The organism is Capnocytophaga sp. oral taxon 863 str. F0517, from assembly GCF_000466425.1.
In the GTDB taxonomy this organism is placed as follows: domain Bacteria; phylum Bacteroidota; class Bacteroidia; order Flavobacteriales; family Flavobacteriaceae; genus Capnocytophaga.
The window spans coordinates 88,714-107,547 of the sequence record NZ_KE992087.1; the positions used below are offsets into that span (position 1 = coordinate 88,714).

The following is an 18,834-nucleotide window of genomic DNA, read 5'->3' on the forward strand; positions in this document are numbered from 1 at the left end:
CTAAGTATATAAATGATAATAAATAATGACAGAAAAGGTACTTTACTTACAAAAAGCTATAATTTTGCCGTTAGAATAGTAAAACTCTCAAAATTTCTAAGAGAAAACAACGAATATATATTAAGTAATCAAGTTTTGAGAAGTGGCACAGCCATAGGAGCTTTAGTAAGAGAAGGAACATATGCTCAGAGTACTGCTGATTTCATTTCTAAGCTCTCTATAGCCCTAAAAGAGGCCAATGAGACAGACTATTGGATTTCTCTTTTATATGACACCAATTATTTAGATAAAAAAATAAAAGATAGCTTTGAAAAAGAATGTAATGAACTTATCGCAATTCTCATTGCCTCTATAAAAACAACAAAAAAACACCTATCTGAAAATAAGGAAAACAAAAAAGAAAAGTAAAAATAGAAAGATAAAAACAAAAAAGGATAGAAATATAGAAAAATAAAGAAGACAGAAAAACAAAAGTAAAAAGGAATAAACAGCAAGACTGTTCATTTTTCACTGTTCACTGTTCACTTTTCACTTTTCACTTTTCACTATTCACTGTTCACTGTTCACTAATTATGTTATACTATTTATTTGATTACCTACATACAGCCTACAATGTCCCTGGTGCGGGTGCTTTCCAGTACATCTCTTTTCGGGCGGGTTTAGCGGCTATATTATCACTACTGATTGCCACCATCAGTGGGAAGCACATCATCAATATGTTGTATAAGCGACAGATTGGCGAGTCGGTGCGTGACTTAGGCTTAGCCGGACAGAAGGAAAAAGCAGGCACACCCACCATGGGAGGGATTATCATTATTTTAGCCCTCTTAATACCTTCCCTCTTGCTAACCAAGTTGGACAATATATATGTGATTCTGCTACTGATCACCACCGTATGGATGGGGATCATTGGCTTTTTGGATGATTATATCAAGGTCTTTAGAAAGAACAAAGACGGCCTCAAGGGGCGTTTCAAGGTCTTAGGGCAGATCTCTTTAGGGATTATAGTAGGAGCCACCTTATATTTCCACCCTGGGGTGACCGTCAAGAATGAAAATGCGCAAGCCTCTCGCATGAGCCAGGTAGAGCGACGTTCCTTACCAAGTATGGCCGAGGTGAAATCCACCAAAACGACCATCCCTTTTATGAAAAACAATGAGTTCGACTATGCCTCTCTCATCAAGTGGGTAGGCAAGGGATACAAGAACTGGGTATGGCTTATCTTCATACCCGTGGTGATCTTTATCATCACCGCCGTATCCAATGGAGCCAACCTCACCGATGGCATTGATGGCCTGGCAGCAGGCTCCTCGGCTATCATTGTCTTCACCCTCGGTATCTTTGCTTGGATATCGGGCAATAGCATCTTTTCTGAATACCTAAACATCATGTATATCCCCCACGTAGGAGAAGTCACGATCTTCATCGCCGCCTTGGTAGGTGCTCTTATTGGTTTTTTGTGGTACAACACCTATCCTGCTCAGGTATTCATGGGAGACACCGGCAGCCTTACCATAGGAGGCATCATAGCCGTATTGGCCATCATGGTACGCAAGGAATTGCTCATTCCCGTACTCTGTGGGATATTTCTGATGGAAAACCTATCGGTCATCTTGCAGGTAGGCTATTTCAAATACACTAAGAAGAAATTTGGTGAAGGACGCCGGATATTCCTCATGTCCCCCCTCCATCACCACTACCAAAAGAAAGGCTACCACGAGAGTAAAATCGTCATGCGATTCTTGATTGTAGGGATTATTTTGGCATTAGTATCTTTTATCACGCTGAAGATAAGATAGGAGATAATGATTATATAGTATAAATCTATAACCCTTAGAACTCAAAATTTGAAATTCAAAACTAATAAGAGATGAAATTAGTAATCCTTGGAGGCGGAGAGAGTGGCACTGGTGCTGCCATTCTTGGGAAAAAACAAGGTTGGGAGGTATTCCTCTCCGACAAGTCCCCCCTGAAAGACACTTACAAAGCCGAACTCTCCCAAGCTGCCATACGCTGGGAAGAAGGCCAACATACAGAAAGTGAGATCCTCTCGGCCGATTGTATTATCAAGAGCCCTGGCATACCACACAAGGTGCCCATCATCCAAAAGGCCAAGGACAAAGGTATCGAGATTATCTCCGAGATCGAGTTCGCCTCCCGCTATACCCAGGCCAAGATTATCGCCATCACCGGAAGCAATGGGAAGACAACCACCACCAGCCTCATCTATCACCTGCTACAACAGGCAGGCCTCTCCGTAGGGGTAGGAGGCAATATAGGCCATAGCTTTGCCCGTATGGTCGCCCAAGAGCCAAAGGAATATTATGTACTGGAGATCAGCAGCTTTCAGCTGGACGACATCACCTCCTTCCGACCCCATATCGCCTTATTGCTCAACATCACCCCTGACCACTTGGACAGGTACAACTATCAGTTCCAAAACTATATCGATGCCAAGCTGCGTATCTCCGCTTTCCAACAAGCCGATGACCTGCTGATCTACGATGCCGATGACCCTGTCCTACAGCAGGAACTCGCCAAAAGAAAGGACATTCGCCCACAGCTGATCCCTTTCTCCTTAGAAAAAGAATGCATACCAGGGGCCTATTGCCTCGATGAAAAAAATATTTATATCAACTATAATCAAAACCTTTTCGAAATGCCTACAAAAGACTTAACCATCAAAGGAAAACACAACTTGAAAAACGCTATGGGAGCTTCCTTAGTGTCCAAAATGCTCAATATCCGCAATGAGAATATCCGCAACAGCCTGATGACCTTCCAGGGCGTTCCCCACCGCTTGGAGTTCATTCGCAAGGTAGAGGGCGTAAAGTATATCAACGACTCCAAGGCTACCAATGTCAATTCCGTATATTATGCCTTGGACTCCATGGAGGATACCCTCGTTTGGATCGTCGGCGGACAAGATAAGGGGAACGACTATAGCCCTCTGATTCCTTATGTAAGCAAAAAAGTAAGAGCCATCGTATGCTTAGGGCTTGATAACAACAAGATTATCCAAACCTTCCAAAGCATCGTCCCTACCATCATCGAAACCCATTCTATGGAAGATGCCGTACAGGTAGGACGTGGCTTAGCGCAAGAAGGAGATACCGTACTACTCTCCCCTGCCTGCGCCAGCTTTGACCTCTTCCAAAGCTATGAGGACAGAGGTAACCAATTCAAACACTATGTAAACATGATCAAAGAATAACCCCTCATGGAACGTTTCAGGCAATACCTCAAGGGAGACATCTCCCTTTGGGGAGTTATTCTATTCTTTGCAATGCTCTCTTTCTTGCCGGTATATAGCTCCAGTAGCAACTTAGTTTATATCGAGCGAACAGGCATCAGCACTTGGGGATACCTTATCCGCCATTTAGCACTAATAGCCGCGGGATTATTTATTATTTACCTCATACATATCTTCCCCTACCGCTATTTCAGGCCTATGGCGCGCTTAGGGCTGCTATTGGCGTGGATACTGTTGCTCTTCGCCTTGCTCAAGGGAAGCACGATCGAGGGTGCCAACGCCAGCCGTTGGATCTACCTCTTTGGGGTTATCTCTTTCCAGCCTTCGGCCTTTGCCATGATCATCCTGCTGATGTATGTGGCCTCCTACTTGGCCGAAACCTATGGTACCAAGGTAACCTTTGTCGATAGCATCCTCCCCCTATGGACTCCTGTGGCCATCACTGTAGGCTTGGTTACCTTGCCTAACTTCTCCACAGGGGCTATTATGTATGTCATGGTTCTGATGCTCCTTTTTATAGGGCGCTACCCCATCAAGCATATCTTGCTCAGTATGGTCTTTGCCATCATGCTCTCTGGACTCTTCTTCCTCTTTATCAAGGCCTTCCCCGATGCCTTCCCACACCGTGCCGATACCTGGAAAAGCCGTATCGAGTCCTTTCTAAGCAAGGATAAGGAGGAAAACTACCAATCCGAGCGAGCCAAGATGGCCATCGTTTCGGGTGGTTTTTGGGGCAAAGGAGCCGGCAAAAGTGTGATGAAGAACCTCCTCCCACAGGGCTCGTCCGACTTTATCTTTGCCATCGTCGTGGAAGAATACGGCCTATGGGGGGGCGCAAGCCTCATCCTGCTCTTTATGATTATGCTCGTACGCTTTGTGGTCATCTCACTGAAGGCTACCTCTATCTTTGGCAAGCTCTTAGTCCTGGGCGTGGGCATCCCTATAGTCTTCCAAGCCTTTATCAATATGGGAGTTTCCGTTGGCCTCCTTCCAGTAACCGGACAGAACCTACCTTTCTTTACCACCGGGGGTACTTCCATCTGGATGACCTGCATCGCTCTGGGTATCGTCCTTTCGGTAAGTGCTCGAACCTCCTCAACGAACGAAACCCCCGCTCAATAATGATTATTGATTAGGAGTTTATACCTATGCTTCTTTTAACTATTGACAAGCATTGGAAATAAAACCCCATCAGCAAGTAGAGTATGGAGGCACTAAGCCGGTAAGTGGATAATAGTCAAAATAAGAAACCAATAACTATGATTCAAATAGAATTAGATAACAACAAAAAGCTCTATTTCGCCTCCGACAATCACCTCGGTGCCCCTACCTCTGCCCAAAGCCGCCCCCGCGAACTCAAGTTCGTCCATTGGCTCGATACCATCAAAACCGATGCCGGCGCCCTCTTCCTCTTAGGCGATCTCTTTGATTTTTGGTTTGAGTACCGTACAGTAGTCCCCAAGGGCTTCGTTCGTGTATTGGGCAAGCTGGCCGAACTCCGTGACAGTGGCCTGCCAATCTTCTTCTTCGTGGGCAACCACGACCTATGGATGAGTGATTATTTTGAGCAAGAACTGGACATCCCCGTCTATCACCGCCCCCAAGCATTTCTCTGCAACGGAAAGCGCTTCCTTATCGGCCATGGCGATGGCCTCGGCCCTGGAGACAAGGGCTACAAGCGCATGAAAAAAATCTTTACCAATCCTCTCTGTAAGTGGCTCTTCCGTTGGCTCCATCCTGATATTGGGGTACGCCTGGCACAATACCTCTCGGTGAAGAACAAGCTCATCTCAGGAGCGGAGGATGTGCATTTCTTGGGGGAAGACAACGAATGGTTGGTGCAGTACTGCCGTCGCAAATTACAGACCCAGCACTACGACTACTTCCTCTTCGGACACCGCCACCTGCCTATGACCATCGACCTCGGTGGAGAAGCTACCTATATCAATACCGGCGACTGGATACACTATTATACTTACGCCGTCTTTGATGGGGAGGTTTGCCAGTTAGTTGTTAGTGATTAGTAATAAGACTTCCATTGGTTAGTACTATAATGGGAGAATATTATGTCTCCATGGTAAAACTGCAACGCAGCGTTGCAGTTTTGTATCTGCTTGATAATAACGTTCATAGAAGCGTTTCATATACCAAAGATTACGAGGTGAGAGTCCCATATCGGGAAATTCTCTCTTTAGATCAACAGAGAGTTGTTTTACAACTCCGCTACCATATCCTTCTTCTAAATGCCGATCAAAAAGGAGCTTCCCTATATTCCAATATACAGAACTGATAGTAGAACTTATTTGTTTGGCGAGATAATTACGTCCATCTCGGATATGATTAATGGCTTGTAGAAGCATCTCTTCATAATCAAAATTAGGAGTTAATGTACTCATTGTGTTGATTTTTTACCTTACAAAAAAGACAGATACATTTATTTTTTAATCCTCTCGAATTCGAGAAGTTATGAAATACAAAGATAAGGAAAATTCATCAATTATCCTTATCTTTGTAGCTTGAAAACAGAACTTTCTCACTGTATTAGTCAATGAAAAAGAAAATAATTTATATCCTTATAACCTTACTGTTATTCTTGCTTGGGAGAGGGGCTTATTATATATTCCGCCCTGCGCTTTTTGCAAAGCCTACAGGCAAATATGCTATTGGTACGGTGAGCTACTGGGTAACGGATCCTGATTAGGTGTTACATGCTACAGTTGATAAATTCGTCAATTGGAGCATTCAGAAATAAGTGAATTATCCTTATCTTTGTACCTTCTTAGAGAACACAAAAGATGAATGCCATTATCAATACTACAGCCTACAGAGAATGGTTAGAAGCTCTTAAAGCAAATATTCAACAAAGCCAAATCAAAGCAGCTATACAAGTAAATAGTGAGCTGTTGCACCTTTATTGGCGAATAGGGAAGGATATAGTTCAAAAGCAAGAACAAACCCAATGGGGTGATGGTTTTCTGCAAACCCTGAGCCGAGACCTACAAGAAGCCTTTCCTACTATGAAAGGGTTTTCTTATCGGAATTTAAAATATATAAGGCAGTGGTATCTGTTTTATAATCAAGGAAATATAATTGGGAAACAAGTTGTTTCCCAATTAGAAATGACGCTATTCAATATCCCTTGGGGGCATCATATAATGATTATACAGCGTTGTAAGAACATATCAGAAGCCCTTTTCTATGTCAATAAAACCATAGAAAACCACTGGAGTCGCTCGGTGTTAGAACATCAGTTGGGCTTAAATCTCTATGATAGAGAGGGAAAAGCTATTACAAATTTCAAGCAGCAACTTCCTGCTATACAATCCGATTTGGCACAACAACTCACCAAAGACCCTTATATATTTGATTTTCTTACCTTAACGAAACCCTATACAGAGAAAGAACTTCAAAATTATTTAGAAGAAAATATGACTAAGTTCCTTTTAGAACTTGGTAAAGGATTCTGTTTTTATGGCAAACAAGTACATATAGATGTGGGTGGTGATGACTTCTATATTGATTTACTTTTCTATAATGTGCGCCTTCATTGTTATGTAGTAGTAGAACTTAAGTCTGTGAAATTCAAGCCAGAACACGTAGGACAACTCAAGTTCTATGTTACCGCTGTAGATAAACAGATGCGTACCGAAATAGATAATCCTACTATTGGTCTGCTTATTTGTAAAGATAAGAATGATATAGTGGCTGAATATACACTTTCAGATGTAAATAGTCCTATTGGGATTTCTTCCTATCAACTATATGAACAACTATCAGAAGGATATAGGTCTTCTCTCCCCAGCATTGAAGAGATAGAAGAGCAACTCAAAAATTAGCAAATTATCACTATCTTTGCACCCTAAAACCAAGAAACATTTATCAATAAAAAAAGCCATTTCTATGCTTACCATTCAGCTCAATAAATAAAAACGACATGAAACACTTCATTACATTCCTACTATTCCCGTTCTTAGCAGCCGCACATCCTATTATTAGCTGTACTGATGTGATAAAACCTTATGCTGATTTTGAGAGTCCATTGGCTTTTGAAGAGACTGTAGCGGCACTTCAGAAAACACTGAACAGCAAAGGCATTACCATTTTTGCTACTATCGAACACCACAAGGCAGCCGAGGCAGTAGGCGAAAATATGCACCCCGCGACTGTACTTATAGTGGGCAACCCCAAAGTAGGGACTGCCCTAATGCAGGAAAACCTTAGCTTTGCTATTGAACTCCCTTTGAAAATCCTCATCTACAAGGAGGAAAAAATTGTACGCATACGCTACGAGAAAATTGCTGCTATCGCCGAAAAATACCATATCAAGCAAAACTTCAGCACAGCGGAAAAGATAGATGCCGTAATGTTGCAACTCATAAAATCGTCAATTGGAAAATAGGAAATTAAGTCGTAGTACGATAGGTAATAAAACTCCCCATGATGCAAACAGCCTTTATGGCTCGCATCACGGGGAGTTGTCATTCGTAACTTGTCATTCGTAATTTCCTCAGCCATAGACCTACGCCGAGATACAGCAGACAAGGGATAATCCCCGAAACGGGCGAAATGAGTATCTCTCTACCTGTTTCAATGAGAATATGCTTATCGTATATCAAACTGTTGATGGTCGTATCCTCAATAGCGTGCATCCACACCCCAGGCCATATCGACTTGGTAAGGCGGAAAAGTTCTGTGTACATTACCGTCCACGAGGTGCAGCACACCAGTGCCATGAGGCAAAAAGTAACCTTATCATAAGGGAATATAGCAAATAGCTGTTCTGGTTTTACAAAATAAAAGAAGTAAGGCCAATGCCACGAGCACCACACTGCCCCTACGATGAGATAAAGCCACACATCTTTAATCTTCAAACTGAGCAAACGAGCCGTAAGATACCCCCGCCACGCCGATTCTTCAAAGAAATTCTTTACAAATTCGGCTACTACAAAAATACCAAAGCCCGCAAAATAGTCCGTCCAACGGATTTGTACATCTATCCAGCCTAACAGCTCCCCTATAAGCAGGGTAACGGCAATCACCGCAGGGTAAATAAGGGTTGCCACCCCATACCATCGCAGGTTTTTCTTGATAAGCGGACGCAACCCTGCATCGCGCCAACCATCACCCATAAAAGCGCGCAACAAGAGCCAAGTAAGCAGAGGGGCAATTATAAAAATACCCATTCCACTAGTACCATTGCTAGCTTCGCCAAAATCACCTATCGTTTCGCCGGTAAGAGCATCTACCCATACGCCTACCCAGCCACAACTGAGGGCTACGAAAATAAAAACACATAAATTCCTAATGGTTCGTGATTTATTCTTCATCTTTTAAAAATTTTTGATTATCTTTGGGGCAAAATTACGGCGGTGCGCATCACTACACAATACTGAATAATAACCATTTTTAAAGATGACAACCGATAAAAGCATAGAGGAAATAGCACAAGAATACATCACCCACTTAAAAATCTTAGAACAAGCAGGGAGTTTTGCGGTGTTTCTGTTAGATAGATTTGGACATTACTATTATGTAACCGAATATGTAACCGAATATATTCAAGCATCTGATGAGCTCAATATTGAAAAATTGGTGCATCCCGATGATTTAGAAGTGGTAAGACGAATTGATAAAAAAGTATGGGAGTTTTTGGACACGCTCCCCGAGGAAGAAAAGCTAACTTACAAATATATCTATGAAATGAGAGTCTTGGATAGAGGAAAGTATGTACGAATGATTTACCAAATGCGTATATTGGCATTCAAAGACGATAATTTTCTTGGAATGGGCATCATAGACCTCGCTCCTGAACAATCAGCAAACACTTCTGTCCGTTTTCAAATAAAAAACTGCCTTACCGATGAAGTGGTACCTTTCGCTATCGAAAGTGCTACCGATACCCTGCTCACCCCACGCGAAAGAGAGGTACTCGCCCTAGCCAAACAAGGAATGTTCAGCAAAGAAATCTCCGAAAAACTCAACATCAGCATACATACCGTAAACCGCCACCGCCAAAATATCCTCGAAAAACTACAAGTAGATAATATAATTGAAGCCATAAGGTCGTAACACAAATCGTAACACGACACGCAATAAGTAAAAATCCCTGTGTGGCATACCACACAAGGATTTTTTTATTACTGATAAAATTCACTCGGACTTACCCCTAAATGCTGTTGTACAAAGCGAGAGAAATAGGCAGAAGACGAAAAGCCAAAAAGGGCAGTAAGCTCGGTGATAGAGTGTGTTTTCTGTTGCAATAGTTTACGTATATGTATGGTAGTAAAGCGGTTTATCCAGAAGAGGGCATTGCGCCCACTCACCTGCTTGCATACTTCCGATAGGTGCTTGGGCGACACAAACAGCTTATCGGCATAATAGCCCACTTCTCGGTGTTGCACGTATTCTTCTTGTTCTAACAATGCCATAAAACGCACCATAAGATCGTTATCCTGAAAGGTTATTTTCTGCTTCCCAAACAGCGAGGTATGAATATCAAAATAATCTAAAATAAGCATTTGCACCGCACTGTGTAACACTTCCTCTTGAAAAGCGTGAGTGGTATCGGTCAGTCGGTGTTTTATTTGCTGAAAATCGTATTGCAGTTGGGCAAACTGCTTTTCGGTGAGGGGCATAATAGGATTAGCAAACAGTGCCAACGCCCCTCGTATGCCATAATTGCTACGCGGGGTACAATATTCAGTATATTTAGGGGTGAGGTAGATACAAGTAGCTCGCAAGTAAGGTGAAGGCACTACTGCCTCTATAAACTGCTGATAAGGAATAATCATTGTTTGCTCTGCTTCAAGCACAAAATTCTCTCCGTTGTACTCAAAAGTATACCTGCCCGCCTGGCACAGCACGTGGGCTATACAATGCCGTAACTCCTCTCCACCCAAGCGGTGAAGATTGTCTTCAATAATGATATTTCCATTATTTTCACTCATAGTGCGGCAAAGATAAGAAAAAAATGTAAAAACTACCGACTTTTGTGTAACAATCTGTTCAAAATACCGCCCTACCTTTGCCTCGTCAAACAATAAAAATTAAATGAATATGAATTTACCTATCCTTATCTTGATGAGTATTACACTTTTTTCTTGCTCTAAAACAGAAGGTACCCCCACTGTTACCAATACCCCCGAATCTATACAAACTAACAGTAATGGAAGCACTGTGCTACACGATCAAGTAATAAAAAGCAAAATAGTAGGCAGAGATATGTATTACACGGTTTATCTACCAGCTGGTTACAGCAATGAGAAAACATACCCTGTACTATACCTATTGCACGGCTATGGTGGCAACCAAAACGATTGGTTTGTGTACGATAAACTCCAAGAACAAGCCGATAAGGCTATTGCCGATGGCATTATGCCCGAAGCAGTTATCATCACCCCCGATGGCAATACGTGGATGTATTTAGACAATGTAGCAGGACGCTCTATTCGCTACGAAAGCTACTTTTTTCAAGAGTTTCTTCCACAAGTAGAAAAACGTTTTCATATCAAAGGGGAACGCCAAAGCCGAATGATAGGAGGCTTCTCGATGGGAGGCTATGGAGCCCTATATTATGGCATTACCCATCGTGATATGTTTAGCTATATCTATGCAATGAGTGCTGTTATCGAAGGCTATGGTGTACGCAATATTTATGAGGTGATACAGCAATATCCACAAAACGAATTGCCTCCTGTCACCCTTGAATTGGGTACATGTGACTTCTTTACCCGTGAAAACCAACGCCTCCATCAGCAACTCACTGCTGCAAATTACCCTCACGATTATATCTTACGTGAAGGTGGACACGATTGGGAATTCTGGAGTGCTTGCACTCCTAAAATACTTAAAAAATTTGGAGAAACTATAAAAAATAAGCCTTATGAAAAATCTCATATCACCACTAATTCTCTTAACTCTTAGCTTTACAAGCTGTGCTCAAAATAAAGACCTTATGCCTAACAATCCTCAACCTTCGACAACTACAACCGAACACCTTACAGTTGCACATACCGTACAAGACCTCATCTATCATAAAGCCTTTACAGGCTATGGCGAACTGCTTTTGCCCTTTGATGAGAATAGCAACTACTACACCCTACCGCTTTCACAAATAGCCCGTACTATGCCCTACCACAGCAATGTGCACCCCAATGTAGTACTCAACGCTGTAAACCATCTTATTGATGAAGTAGATAAAGGGCAAACTATCTTCTATAACATTTATACTGACAATGAGAAAAAACAAGATCCTCGCAAGCAAAACACAGGACTCTTCTTTTTTCGCGGCAAACAAGGGGCTCCGTTTGCTATAATATGCCCTGGAGGTGGTTTCTCGTACATAGGTTCTTTGCACGAAGGCTTTCCTCTGGCTAAACGCATTAGCGAACTGGGTTACAATGCCTTTGTGATACGCTACCGCATTGGCAGTGAGCAGTACGCCACCGAAGATTTAGCCCAAGCTATCGCTTATGTACTGCAAAATTCTAAAACGTTAGGCGTCTCAACAGAAGATTATTCTCTTTGGGGAGGCTCGGCAGGCGCACGTATGGTGGGCAATATTGCCTACTATGGAGTTAAGAAATTTACTAACGCCCACTTACCCCAACCTGCTACTGCTGTGATTATCTATACAGGACAAAGTCTTTACAGCAAAGATTTTCCACCTACTTTTCTCGCAGTAGCTTCTAATGATGGCATTGCCTCTGCCGATGGTATGCAACATCGCGCCGAGAACCTCAAACGTGTAGGTGTACCCGTAGCCTTTCATCGCTACCAAACTGCTTCGCACGGATTTGGTTTAGGCAATGGCACCGATGCTGAAGGTTGGTTAGATTTGGCTGTAGCGTTCTGGCAACAATACATAAAATAAGAACTTAGAAAAATTTGTAAAAACTACCGACTTTTGTGTAACAATCCTTTGGAAAAAGCATCGTATCTTTGCCTTGTAATTAGTTAATGAACAAATAATAAAAACATATAGAAATGAAAAAGATAATAACCCTTTTAACTCTTAATACTATTATGAACCTATCTGCACAACAAATGCACCCCGTGCAATATACCCGCAATGATGGTATTAGCATTGCCGCTAATGTCTATACTCCTGCTGGGTACGATAACACCAAAAAATACCCTGCTATAGTGGTAGCCCACCCTAACGGTGGCGTAAAAGAACAAGTCGCTGGTTTATATGCCGAGCTTTTGGCAAAGCAAGGTTATATTGTGATAGCGCCCGATGCTGCTTATCAAGGAGCCAGTGGAGGTACCCCTCGTAATGTAGATACCCCTTCCAGCCGTACTGCCGACCTTCACGCTGCTGCCGATTTTATTAGCACCTATGCAGGGGTAGATGCCAATCGTATCGGGATACTCGGTATCTGTGGCGGAGGAGGATATACACTCAATGCAGCAAAAACCGATAAGCGATTTAAAGCTGTAGCAACATTAAGTATGTTCAACACAGGATTGGTGCGCCGTAATGGTTTTAAAAACTCGCAAGTAGCTACTATCCAACAACGACTTAAAGAGGCTTCTGAAGCCCGCGAAGAAGAAGCTCGTGGTGGTCAGGTGCGTTATGTGGGCAATATGCCTAAAATGAGCAAAGAAGAGGTTGCTAAAATGCCTTTTGAACTCTATCGCGAAGGTTATGAATATTATCTCGAAACCCACGCCCACCCAAACAGCACCTTCCGTTACACCCAAAGCAGTCTTCTGGACTTGATGCGCTTTGATGCTACCGACCAAATAGAGCTTATCAACCAACCGCTCTTAATGCTTGCCGGTAGTAAAGCCGACACTCGTGATATGACCGAAGATGCCTTTGCTAAAGCCGTCAATGCACAAGCTAAAGAACTCTATCTGCTTGAAGGAGCCACCCATATCCAAACCTATTGGAAAGAACCCTACGTAACCCAAGCAGTAAAGAAACTCACAGAGTTTTTTAAAAAGAATTTGTAATAAATAATTAATCAGTCGTCAAGAATACTGACGAAAAAAGATGAATAAAAGCAAATTATTAACACTTGCACTTGCTTTTTTTACTTTAATAGGAACGGCAAGTTGCCAAAACAAAGACAAAGAAATAAACAACAAGAAGAATACCCAAAAGATTCTTTTTATCAACGGAAGCCCAAACCCTAACGGCAATACGGCTCAGTTAGCACAAACATTACTCAAAGGAAAAACATACGAAACACTTAATCTAGTGGAGTATAGAGTCAATCATTACGGACAGACTCTCTCGGGCGACCAATTCGATGAAGTATTGACGAAAATTAGAAATGCCGATATCATTGTGCTTGGGTCTCCTGTATATTGGCACAATATAAGTAGCATCGTACGCACCTTGTTAGAGCGTTTTTACGGGACTATTGCCCCAAATTCGTTTGCTCCTTCTAAACTCTTTTTTTTATATCAAGGTTTAAGTCCTTCCGAGTTTATGATTAATGACGGAGAATACACTATAAAACGTTTTTGTGAAATGTATGGTTTTAGCTATGAAGGAATGGCTAACAATCAATCACAAGCACAAAAACTCTCCGAAAAACTGAAATAATTAAAAGTATTTCTATATTTGTCATCAAAAAAAATACAATTATGAAAAAGAATACCCCCTTTAAAAGTGTTTTAACTGCGATATGTTTATCTTTGGTAAGCATAGGAGCATTGGCACAAGAAAATGAGGTTATAGCTCAACCTCCTACCGAAATGGTAAATATTACTCCGGTAGTATTCAAAAACCAGACTTCTGGTTTTCAATTAGCGGGAGTGATTTATACCCCTATAAAAATGAAGAAGAGCGACCATCTACCTGCGGTAGTAGTACAAGGACCTATGGGAAGTACCAAAGAACAAACCGCCAGTCTTTACGCACAACTTTTAGCTGAAAAAGGGTTTGTTACAATGGTGTATGATTATTCTTATCTTGGTTCTAGTGAAGGACAACCTCGCGCTTATGAAGACCCTACTATAAAGGCTACCGACATCAATAGCGCAGTAGCTTTTATAACGAAATACCCAAATGTAGATAAAAACAAAATCTTTGCTGTAGGCATCTGTGGTTCAGGGGTGTATTTACCTTACGCTGTTACTTTGGCTAAATCGTCTCCGTTGAAAGCTATTGCAGTAGTCAATCCTTTTGAAATGATCCACTTTGTCGCTCCTAATGGTAAGAGTGAAGCACAACTGCTCTCCGAAAAGAAACTGTATGAAGAAAAAGGTATTGTTACACGTGTAAACCTCATCGAAGAAGGTTCAGAAGGAGCTGAGTATTACTACAACAGCAAACGAGGGGCTACTCCTAATTGGTTGCCATTTGCTTCTTGGTCTGAACTTTCTTGGCGCAAGTTCTTTCCTGCCCAAGAAGTAAAAAAACTACATACACCTTTCTTGGTAATAGCAGGTGAAAATGCTTTTACTCGCCAAGGAGCTGAACTGATGTACAACAATGCAGCTACTAATAGTAAGGAGTTTTTTGTAGTTCCTAAGGCTCGCCACTTCGATATGTACGACAAAGAAATCTATATATCAGTTATCATTCCTAAAATCATTACATTTTTTAATCAATATTCTAAACAATAGCAAGATGAAAAGAATTTTTATTCCCCTTACAGTGATCTTGGCCATAGGCTGTGCTACTCAACACCAAGGAGATACTTACACTTCTGACAAGAGTAAAAGCGCTGTGCTTGCTATTAAAGGACAAGGTTTCTTCACCGCAGGAGGTACTGTGCTTAAAACCGATGGTACTTTCGACCCCATTAAAGGTCAGTACAACCCCGCCGGACAAACTCTCCACGCCGATTATACCAATATCTTCTACCAAGTACCTCAGCCCTACAACCATCACCGTGTGTACTTCCTACACGGTTTCGGTCAGTCGCGTGTGGGCTGGATGAACACTCCCGATGGGCGCGAAGGGTTCGCCCCTATGTTCCTCCGCAAAGGCTATGCTACTTACCTCATCGACCAACCTCGCCGCGGGGCAGCAGGGCAACCCTCAGTAGAAGCTACAGTAGCTACCTCAACCTTAGACCAAGCGTGGTTTACCCAATTCCGTATGGGATATTATCCTAAATTTTTCAGCAATTCTAAATTTCCCCAAGGAGAAGAAACGCTACATCAGTTTTTCCAGCAAATGACTCCTAACATAGGTGAGTTTGATATTCCAAAAGTAACGGAGGCTTTAGTCGCTACTTTCGAGAAAGGTGGTGACGGTATCTTTATCACGCACTCACAAGGTGGCATTATCGGTTGGAATGTTGCGATGCAAACCCCAAAAGTAACAGCTGTTGTGGCCATTGAGCCAGGTACTTTCCCCTTCCCCGAAGGTGAAGTTCCTACCATTACCAAAGAAAATACTTCTTTCCCCGTAGGAGGTTTTGGTGTACCTAAAGAACAGTTTCTCACCCTCACTAAGCGACCTATCGTTATCTATTTTGGTGACAATATTCCTGATTTTGATAAGACTGCCGAGCTACCCGCTCAAAACTTCTGGAGTGGTGTACGCGAATTGGCTTACAAATTTGCCGAAGTGATCAATACCAACGGAGGTGACTGCAAAGTTATCGATTTGCCTAAGGCAGGCATCTCTGGCAATACCCACTTTATGTTTTAAGACCTCAATAACCAAGAAGTTTTTGAACATATCTACAAATGGTTAGAAAGTAAGAAATTAGCAAATTAAAATTGTATGAAAAAAATTATCACCTTTGCAATGGTACTCTTAACAGTAGCGATGAGTGCCCAAGTGAAACAACAAAATACAATGAAAAAAGAAGCTAAAAAACAAACTGCTGGACGAGACCGCCTCGGCGATTTTGCACCTAAATTCGCTGAACTCAATGATGATGTTCTTTTTGGGCAAGTGTGGAGTCGTGAAGGGGAACTTTCTCCTCGTGATCGTAGTGTGATAACCATCGCCACCCTAATAGGAAGTGGAGCGCCTGATTTTACTATTAAGTCGCACCTTACCGAGGGCAAGAAAAACGGCATCAGCAAAGACGAAATAGCCGAGATGATTACCCATATTGCCTTTTATGCAGGATGGCCTAAGGCGTGGGGAGCTTTCCTTGCTGCTAAGGAAGTCTATGCTAGTGAAATAGCTGCCGACCTTAGCAAAGGCAGTGCAGGATATATCTTTGCCCTTGGCGAGCCTAATTCCCCCGAAAACAGCAAGCACTTTTCTGGTAAAAGCTATTTAAATGTATTGGTTGCCCCCGATAAGAAAAACAACATATTGGTTGCCAATGTTACTTTTGAGCCCTCTTGTCGTAATGATTGGCACGTGCATAGTGCCGAACAAATACTCTTGGCTACCGAAGGGACAGGTTGGTATCAAGAGTGGGGCAAGCCTGCCCAACTGCTGCAAAAAGGCGATGTGGTAGTAGTGCCTGCAGGGGTAAAACACTGGCACGGAGCTACCACTCAAAGTTGGTTTGCTCATTTGGCTATAATGGATGTGCAAAAAGCTAAAACCGAATGGAAAGAACCTGTAAGTGAAAAAGAATATACTCAATTAACAAAATAAGAATTACAAATGAAAAACATCCTATTAAACAACGGGGTACAAATGCCCCTATTGGGTTATGGAGTATTCCAAGTAGACCCCGAAGAATGTGAGCGTTGCGTAAGCGATGCTATTTCGGTAGGCTACCGAATGATTGACACTGCCCAAATCTACAAAAATGAAGAAGGCGTAGGCAACGCTATTAAGAAAAGTGGTATCGACCGCAAAGAGTTCTTTATCGTTACCAAAGTGTGGATAAGCAATGCAGGCTATGAAAAAGCTAAAGCCTCTATCGAAACCTCTTTGCATAAACTCCAAACCGATTATATCGATTTGCTACTCATTCACCAACCTTTTGGCGATTATTACGGCTCTTATCGCGCTATGGAAGAAGCCTACAAAGAAGGCAAAGTGCGCGCTATTGGGGTGAGCAACTTCTATGCCGATAGATACCTCGATTTGGCATACCACTGCGAGATAAAACCTGCGGTAAACCAAATGGAAACACACGTATTCTACCAACAGCAAGACCTCCAAGAGCTAATGAAGAAATACGATACCAAGCTAATGTCGTGGGGACCTTTTGCTGAAGGTAGAAACGATTTCTTTGCCAATCCTACGCTCAATGCCATTGGTGAAAAGTATCACAAAAGTGCTGCCCAAGTAGCCTTGCGCTACCTATTACAACGCGATATTATTTGTATTCCTAAATCGGTACGCAAAGAGCGTATGGAGCAAAACCTTAATGTATTTGACTTCCAACTATCCCAAGAGGATATGGCAAAAATTCAAGCTCTTGATACCAAGCAACCGCTCTTCTCTTCTCGCCGAGATCCTGCTTTTGTAGAGATGATACTACAATATGGTAAATAGCAAATTAGCAAATGTGCTAATTAGTAAAATTCCCGTGTGGTAGTACCACACGGGAATTTTTAATAAGACATCTAACTTGTATCTATTTGCTAAATTCTACTTCAGCATTTAGTTTAGTTATCTTTTCTTGCAATTTAGTGATGTCTTTTTGCAATTTCTCAATACGGCGATTACTTTTGGCTAATTGCTTATTAGCTTTACTAGCTTTGCGCAAAGCTTTTTCAGCTTTGTTCGCTTTTTTAGCACTTGCTGAAGCCGAACTCGCATCACTAAAAGCATCCGTACGATTGGTAGCTTCTTCATTAGCTTGCGTAGCCTCAGTTTGCAACGACTGATTATTGGTTTGCTCTTGTGTGAGTTTCATTTGCAATTCGTTGAGCTCGGTATTGAGTTTCAAGGCTTGTTGTTGTTTTTCCAAGCGTTTCATCTCTGGTGATTTAGCTGTACCACAACCCGCTAACATAAAGGAAGCTAACACTCCCATTAAAAGTACTTTTTTCATAATTATATTATTAATATTTTAATACCGCAAAGGTAATACATAATTGCCTAATATGCAAATTCGCTAATTTACTAATTTGCTAATTATCAAACTATCACTACCTTTGCATTTAGAATAACTTAAAAACAATACAATATTATGAGAAAAACTTTTATTATTTTATGCATTTGGAGCATCATTGTAGGTTGCTCTCAAGAACAAAAAGAAGAGGACACCTCTTCCAAAGAAAAAGAGGAATGAGAATTAGTTTGGGAAGACGATTTCAACCGCGATGATATTTTCGTTACCGGTATATGGTCTAAAATATGGGGATGCCCTACTTCCAAAGCCGACTGCAAACTACAAACTGATTATATCGATTTGCTGCTCGTTCACCAACCTTTTGGTGATTATTATGGCTCTTATCGTGCGATGGAAGAAGCCTACAAAGAGGGAAAAGTACGCGCTATTGGCGTGAGCAACTTCTACGCGGATAGATACCTTGATTTGGCCTGCCACTGTGAGATAAAACCTGCGGTAAACCAAATGGAAACACACGTGTTCAACCAACAGCAAGACCTCCAAGAGCTGATGAAGAAATACGATACTAAGCTAATGTTGTGGGGACCTTTTGCAGAAGGTAAAAACGATTTCTTTGCCAATCCTACGCTCAACGCCATTGATGAAAAGTATCACAAAAGTGCTGCCCAAGTAGCC

20 protein-coding genes and 2 pseudogenes are annotated in these 18,834 nt (G+C 42.0%); 18 read left to right on the top strand and 4 right to left on the bottom strand.

From position 1 onward, the window contains the following. The first annotated feature begins 12 nt into the window (after positions 1–12). The 5 genes from HMPREF1551_RS01425 (at position 13) to HMPREF1551_RS01445 (ending at position 5,277) form a co-directional block, all read left to right on the top strand. Positions 13–408 (top strand): four helix bundle protein, encoded by a 396-nt coding sequence (locus HMPREF1551_RS01425; RefSeq protein WP_021627214.1) that lies wholly within the window; start codon positions 13–15, stop codon positions 406–408. A 164-nt stretch (positions 409–572) separates the two neighbouring features. Next, complete coding sequence (mraY, locus tag HMPREF1551_RS01430) at positions 573–1,799, top strand: phospho-N-acetylmuramoyl-pentapeptide-transferase (RefSeq protein ID WP_021627215.1); 1,227 nt, start codon at positions 573–575, stop codon at positions 1,797–1,799. 71 nt (positions 1,800–1,870) lie between these two features. Beyond that, on the top strand, positions 1,871–3,214 hold the full coding sequence (murD, locus tag HMPREF1551_RS01435; protein WP_021627216.1) for a UDP-N-acetylmuramoyl-L-alanine--D-glutamate ligase: 1,344 nt from the start codon (positions 1,871–1,873) through the stop codon (positions 3,212–3,214). A gap of 6 nt (positions 3,215–3,220) precedes the next feature. Next, positions 3,221–4,375, top strand: coding sequence for an FtsW/RodA/SpoVE family cell cycle protein (locus HMPREF1551_RS01440; RefSeq protein WP_021627217.1), 1,155 nt, complete (start codon positions 3,221–3,223; stop codon positions 4,373–4,375). A gap of 137 nt (positions 4,376–4,512) precedes the next feature. After that, positions 4,513–5,277 (top strand): UDP-2,3-diacylglucosamine diphosphatase, encoded by a 765-nt coding sequence (locus HMPREF1551_RS01445; protein WP_034544063.1) that lies wholly within the window; start codon positions 4,513–4,515, stop codon positions 5,275–5,277. Positions 5,278–5,301: 24 nt separating this feature from the next. On the opposite strand, the gene HMPREF1551_RS01450 is transcribed toward HMPREF1551_RS01445, so the two are convergent. Next, the gene (locus HMPREF1551_RS01450; RefSeq protein ID WP_021627219.1) at positions 5,302–5,649 is read right to left on the bottom strand and encodes a DUF1016 N-terminal domain-containing protein; all 348 of its coding nucleotides are present in this window, start codon (positions 5,647–5,649) and stop codon (positions 5,302–5,304) included. A 152-nt stretch (positions 5,650–5,801) separates the two neighbouring features. Here HMPREF1551_RS01450 and HMPREF1551_RS13570 point away from each other — a divergent pair. The 3 genes and pseudogenes from HMPREF1551_RS13570 to HMPREF1551_RS01460 all read left to right on the top strand — a co-directional run. After that, positions 5,802–5,951: pseudogene (locus HMPREF1551_RS13570) on the top strand (alpha/beta hydrolase); the annotation flags it as partial. A gap of 97 nt (positions 5,952–6,048) precedes the next feature. Beyond that, entirely contained in the window at positions 6,049–7,089 is a 1,041-nt protein-coding gene (locus HMPREF1551_RS01455) for a YhcG family protein (RefSeq protein WP_021627221.1), read from the top strand. A 98-nt stretch (positions 7,090–7,187) separates the two neighbouring features. Then, positions 7,188–7,652: a DUF302 domain-containing protein gene (locus tag HMPREF1551_RS01460; RefSeq protein WP_021627222.1), complete on the top strand. Its 465-nt coding sequence runs from the start codon at positions 7,188–7,190 to the stop codon at positions 7,650–7,652. A gap of 79 nt (positions 7,653–7,731) precedes the next feature. Here the strand turns inward: HMPREF1551_RS01460 and HMPREF1551_RS01465 are convergent, their stop codons facing one another. Continuing rightward, positions 7,732–8,580 (bottom strand): CPBP family intramembrane glutamic endopeptidase, encoded by an 849-nt coding sequence (locus HMPREF1551_RS01465; protein ID WP_021627223.1) that lies wholly within the window; start codon positions 8,578–8,580, stop codon positions 7,732–7,734. Positions 8,581–8,665: 85 nt separating this feature from the next. On the opposite strand from HMPREF1551_RS01465, the gene HMPREF1551_RS01470 reads away from it, so the two are divergent. Further along, a complete protein-coding gene (locus HMPREF1551_RS01470) occupies positions 8,666–9,322 on the top strand; it encodes a helix-turn-helix transcriptional regulator (RefSeq protein WP_021627224.1) in 657 nt (218 codons plus the stop codon). Positions 9,323–9,390: 68 nt separating this feature from the next. Here HMPREF1551_RS01470 and HMPREF1551_RS01475 read toward each other — a convergent pair whose 3' ends face one another. Next, positions 9,391–10,200 carry an AraC family transcriptional regulator gene (locus tag HMPREF1551_RS01475; protein WP_021627225.1) on the bottom strand — a complete coding sequence of 270 codons (810 nt, stop codon included), beginning with the start codon at positions 10,198–10,200 and terminating at the stop codon, positions 9,391–9,393. A 109-nt stretch (positions 10,201–10,309) separates the two neighbouring features. Between HMPREF1551_RS01475 and HMPREF1551_RS13070 the strand changes: the two genes are divergently transcribed. The 8 genes from HMPREF1551_RS13070 to HMPREF1551_RS01515 all read left to right on the top strand — a co-directional run bounded on the left by HMPREF1551_RS13070 (position 10,310) and on the right by HMPREF1551_RS01515 (position 17,636). Continuing rightward, complete coding sequence (locus tag HMPREF1551_RS13070; protein ID WP_196800699.1) at positions 10,310–11,176, top strand: alpha/beta hydrolase; 867 nt, start codon at positions 10,310–10,312, stop codon at positions 11,174–11,176. Continuing rightward, the gene (locus HMPREF1551_RS01485; protein WP_021627227.1) at positions 11,136–12,125 is read left to right on the top strand and encodes an alpha/beta hydrolase; all 990 of its coding nucleotides are present in this window, start codon (positions 11,136–11,138) and stop codon (positions 12,123–12,125) included. Before HMPREF1551_RS13070 ends, HMPREF1551_RS01485 begins: the two co-directional genes overlap by 41 nt. 113 nt (positions 12,126–12,238) lie before the next feature. Continuing rightward, positions 12,239–13,213: an alpha/beta hydrolase gene (locus tag HMPREF1551_RS01490; RefSeq protein ID WP_021627228.1), complete on the top strand. Its 975-nt coding sequence runs from the start codon at positions 12,239–12,241 to the stop codon at positions 13,211–13,213. A 40-nt stretch (positions 13,214–13,253) separates the two neighbouring features. Further along, complete coding sequence (locus HMPREF1551_RS01495; RefSeq protein WP_021627229.1) at positions 13,254–13,811, top strand: flavodoxin family protein; 558 nt, start codon at positions 13,254–13,256, stop codon at positions 13,809–13,811. A gap of 41 nt (positions 13,812–13,852) precedes the next feature. Next, entirely contained in the window at positions 13,853–14,836 is a 984-nt protein-coding gene (locus tag HMPREF1551_RS01500) for an alpha/beta hydrolase (RefSeq protein WP_021627230.1), read from the top strand. A gap of 4 nt (positions 14,837–14,840) precedes the next feature. After that, positions 14,841–15,872 carry an alpha/beta hydrolase gene (locus HMPREF1551_RS01505; RefSeq protein ID WP_021627231.1) on the top strand — a complete coding sequence of 344 codons (1,032 nt, stop codon included), beginning with the start codon at positions 14,841–14,843 and terminating at the stop codon, positions 15,870–15,872. Positions 15,873–15,947: 75 nt separating this feature from the next. Continuing rightward, positions 15,948–16,784, top strand: a complete 837-nt coding sequence (locus HMPREF1551_RS01510; protein WP_021627232.1) for a carboxymuconolactone decarboxylase family protein — start codon at positions 15,948–15,950, stop codon at positions 16,782–16,784. A gap of 9 nt (positions 16,785–16,793) precedes the next feature. Then, positions 16,794–17,636 carry an aldo/keto reductase gene (locus tag HMPREF1551_RS01515; protein WP_021627233.1) on the top strand — a complete coding sequence of 281 codons (843 nt, stop codon included), beginning with the start codon at positions 16,794–16,796 and terminating at the stop codon, positions 17,634–17,636. 82 nt (positions 17,637–17,718) lie between these two features. On the opposite strand, the gene HMPREF1551_RS01520 is transcribed toward HMPREF1551_RS01515, so the two are convergent. After that, the gene (locus HMPREF1551_RS01520; protein ID WP_021627234.1) at positions 17,719–18,138 is read right to left on the bottom strand and encodes a hypothetical protein; all 420 of its coding nucleotides are present in this window, start codon (positions 18,136–18,138) and stop codon (positions 17,719–17,721) included. 282 nt (positions 18,139–18,420) lie between these two features. Between HMPREF1551_RS01520 and HMPREF1551_RS13075 the strand changes: the two are divergent. Further along, positions 18,421–18,834 (top strand): annotated as a pseudogene (locus tag HMPREF1551_RS13075) (aldo/keto reductase); the annotation flags it as partial.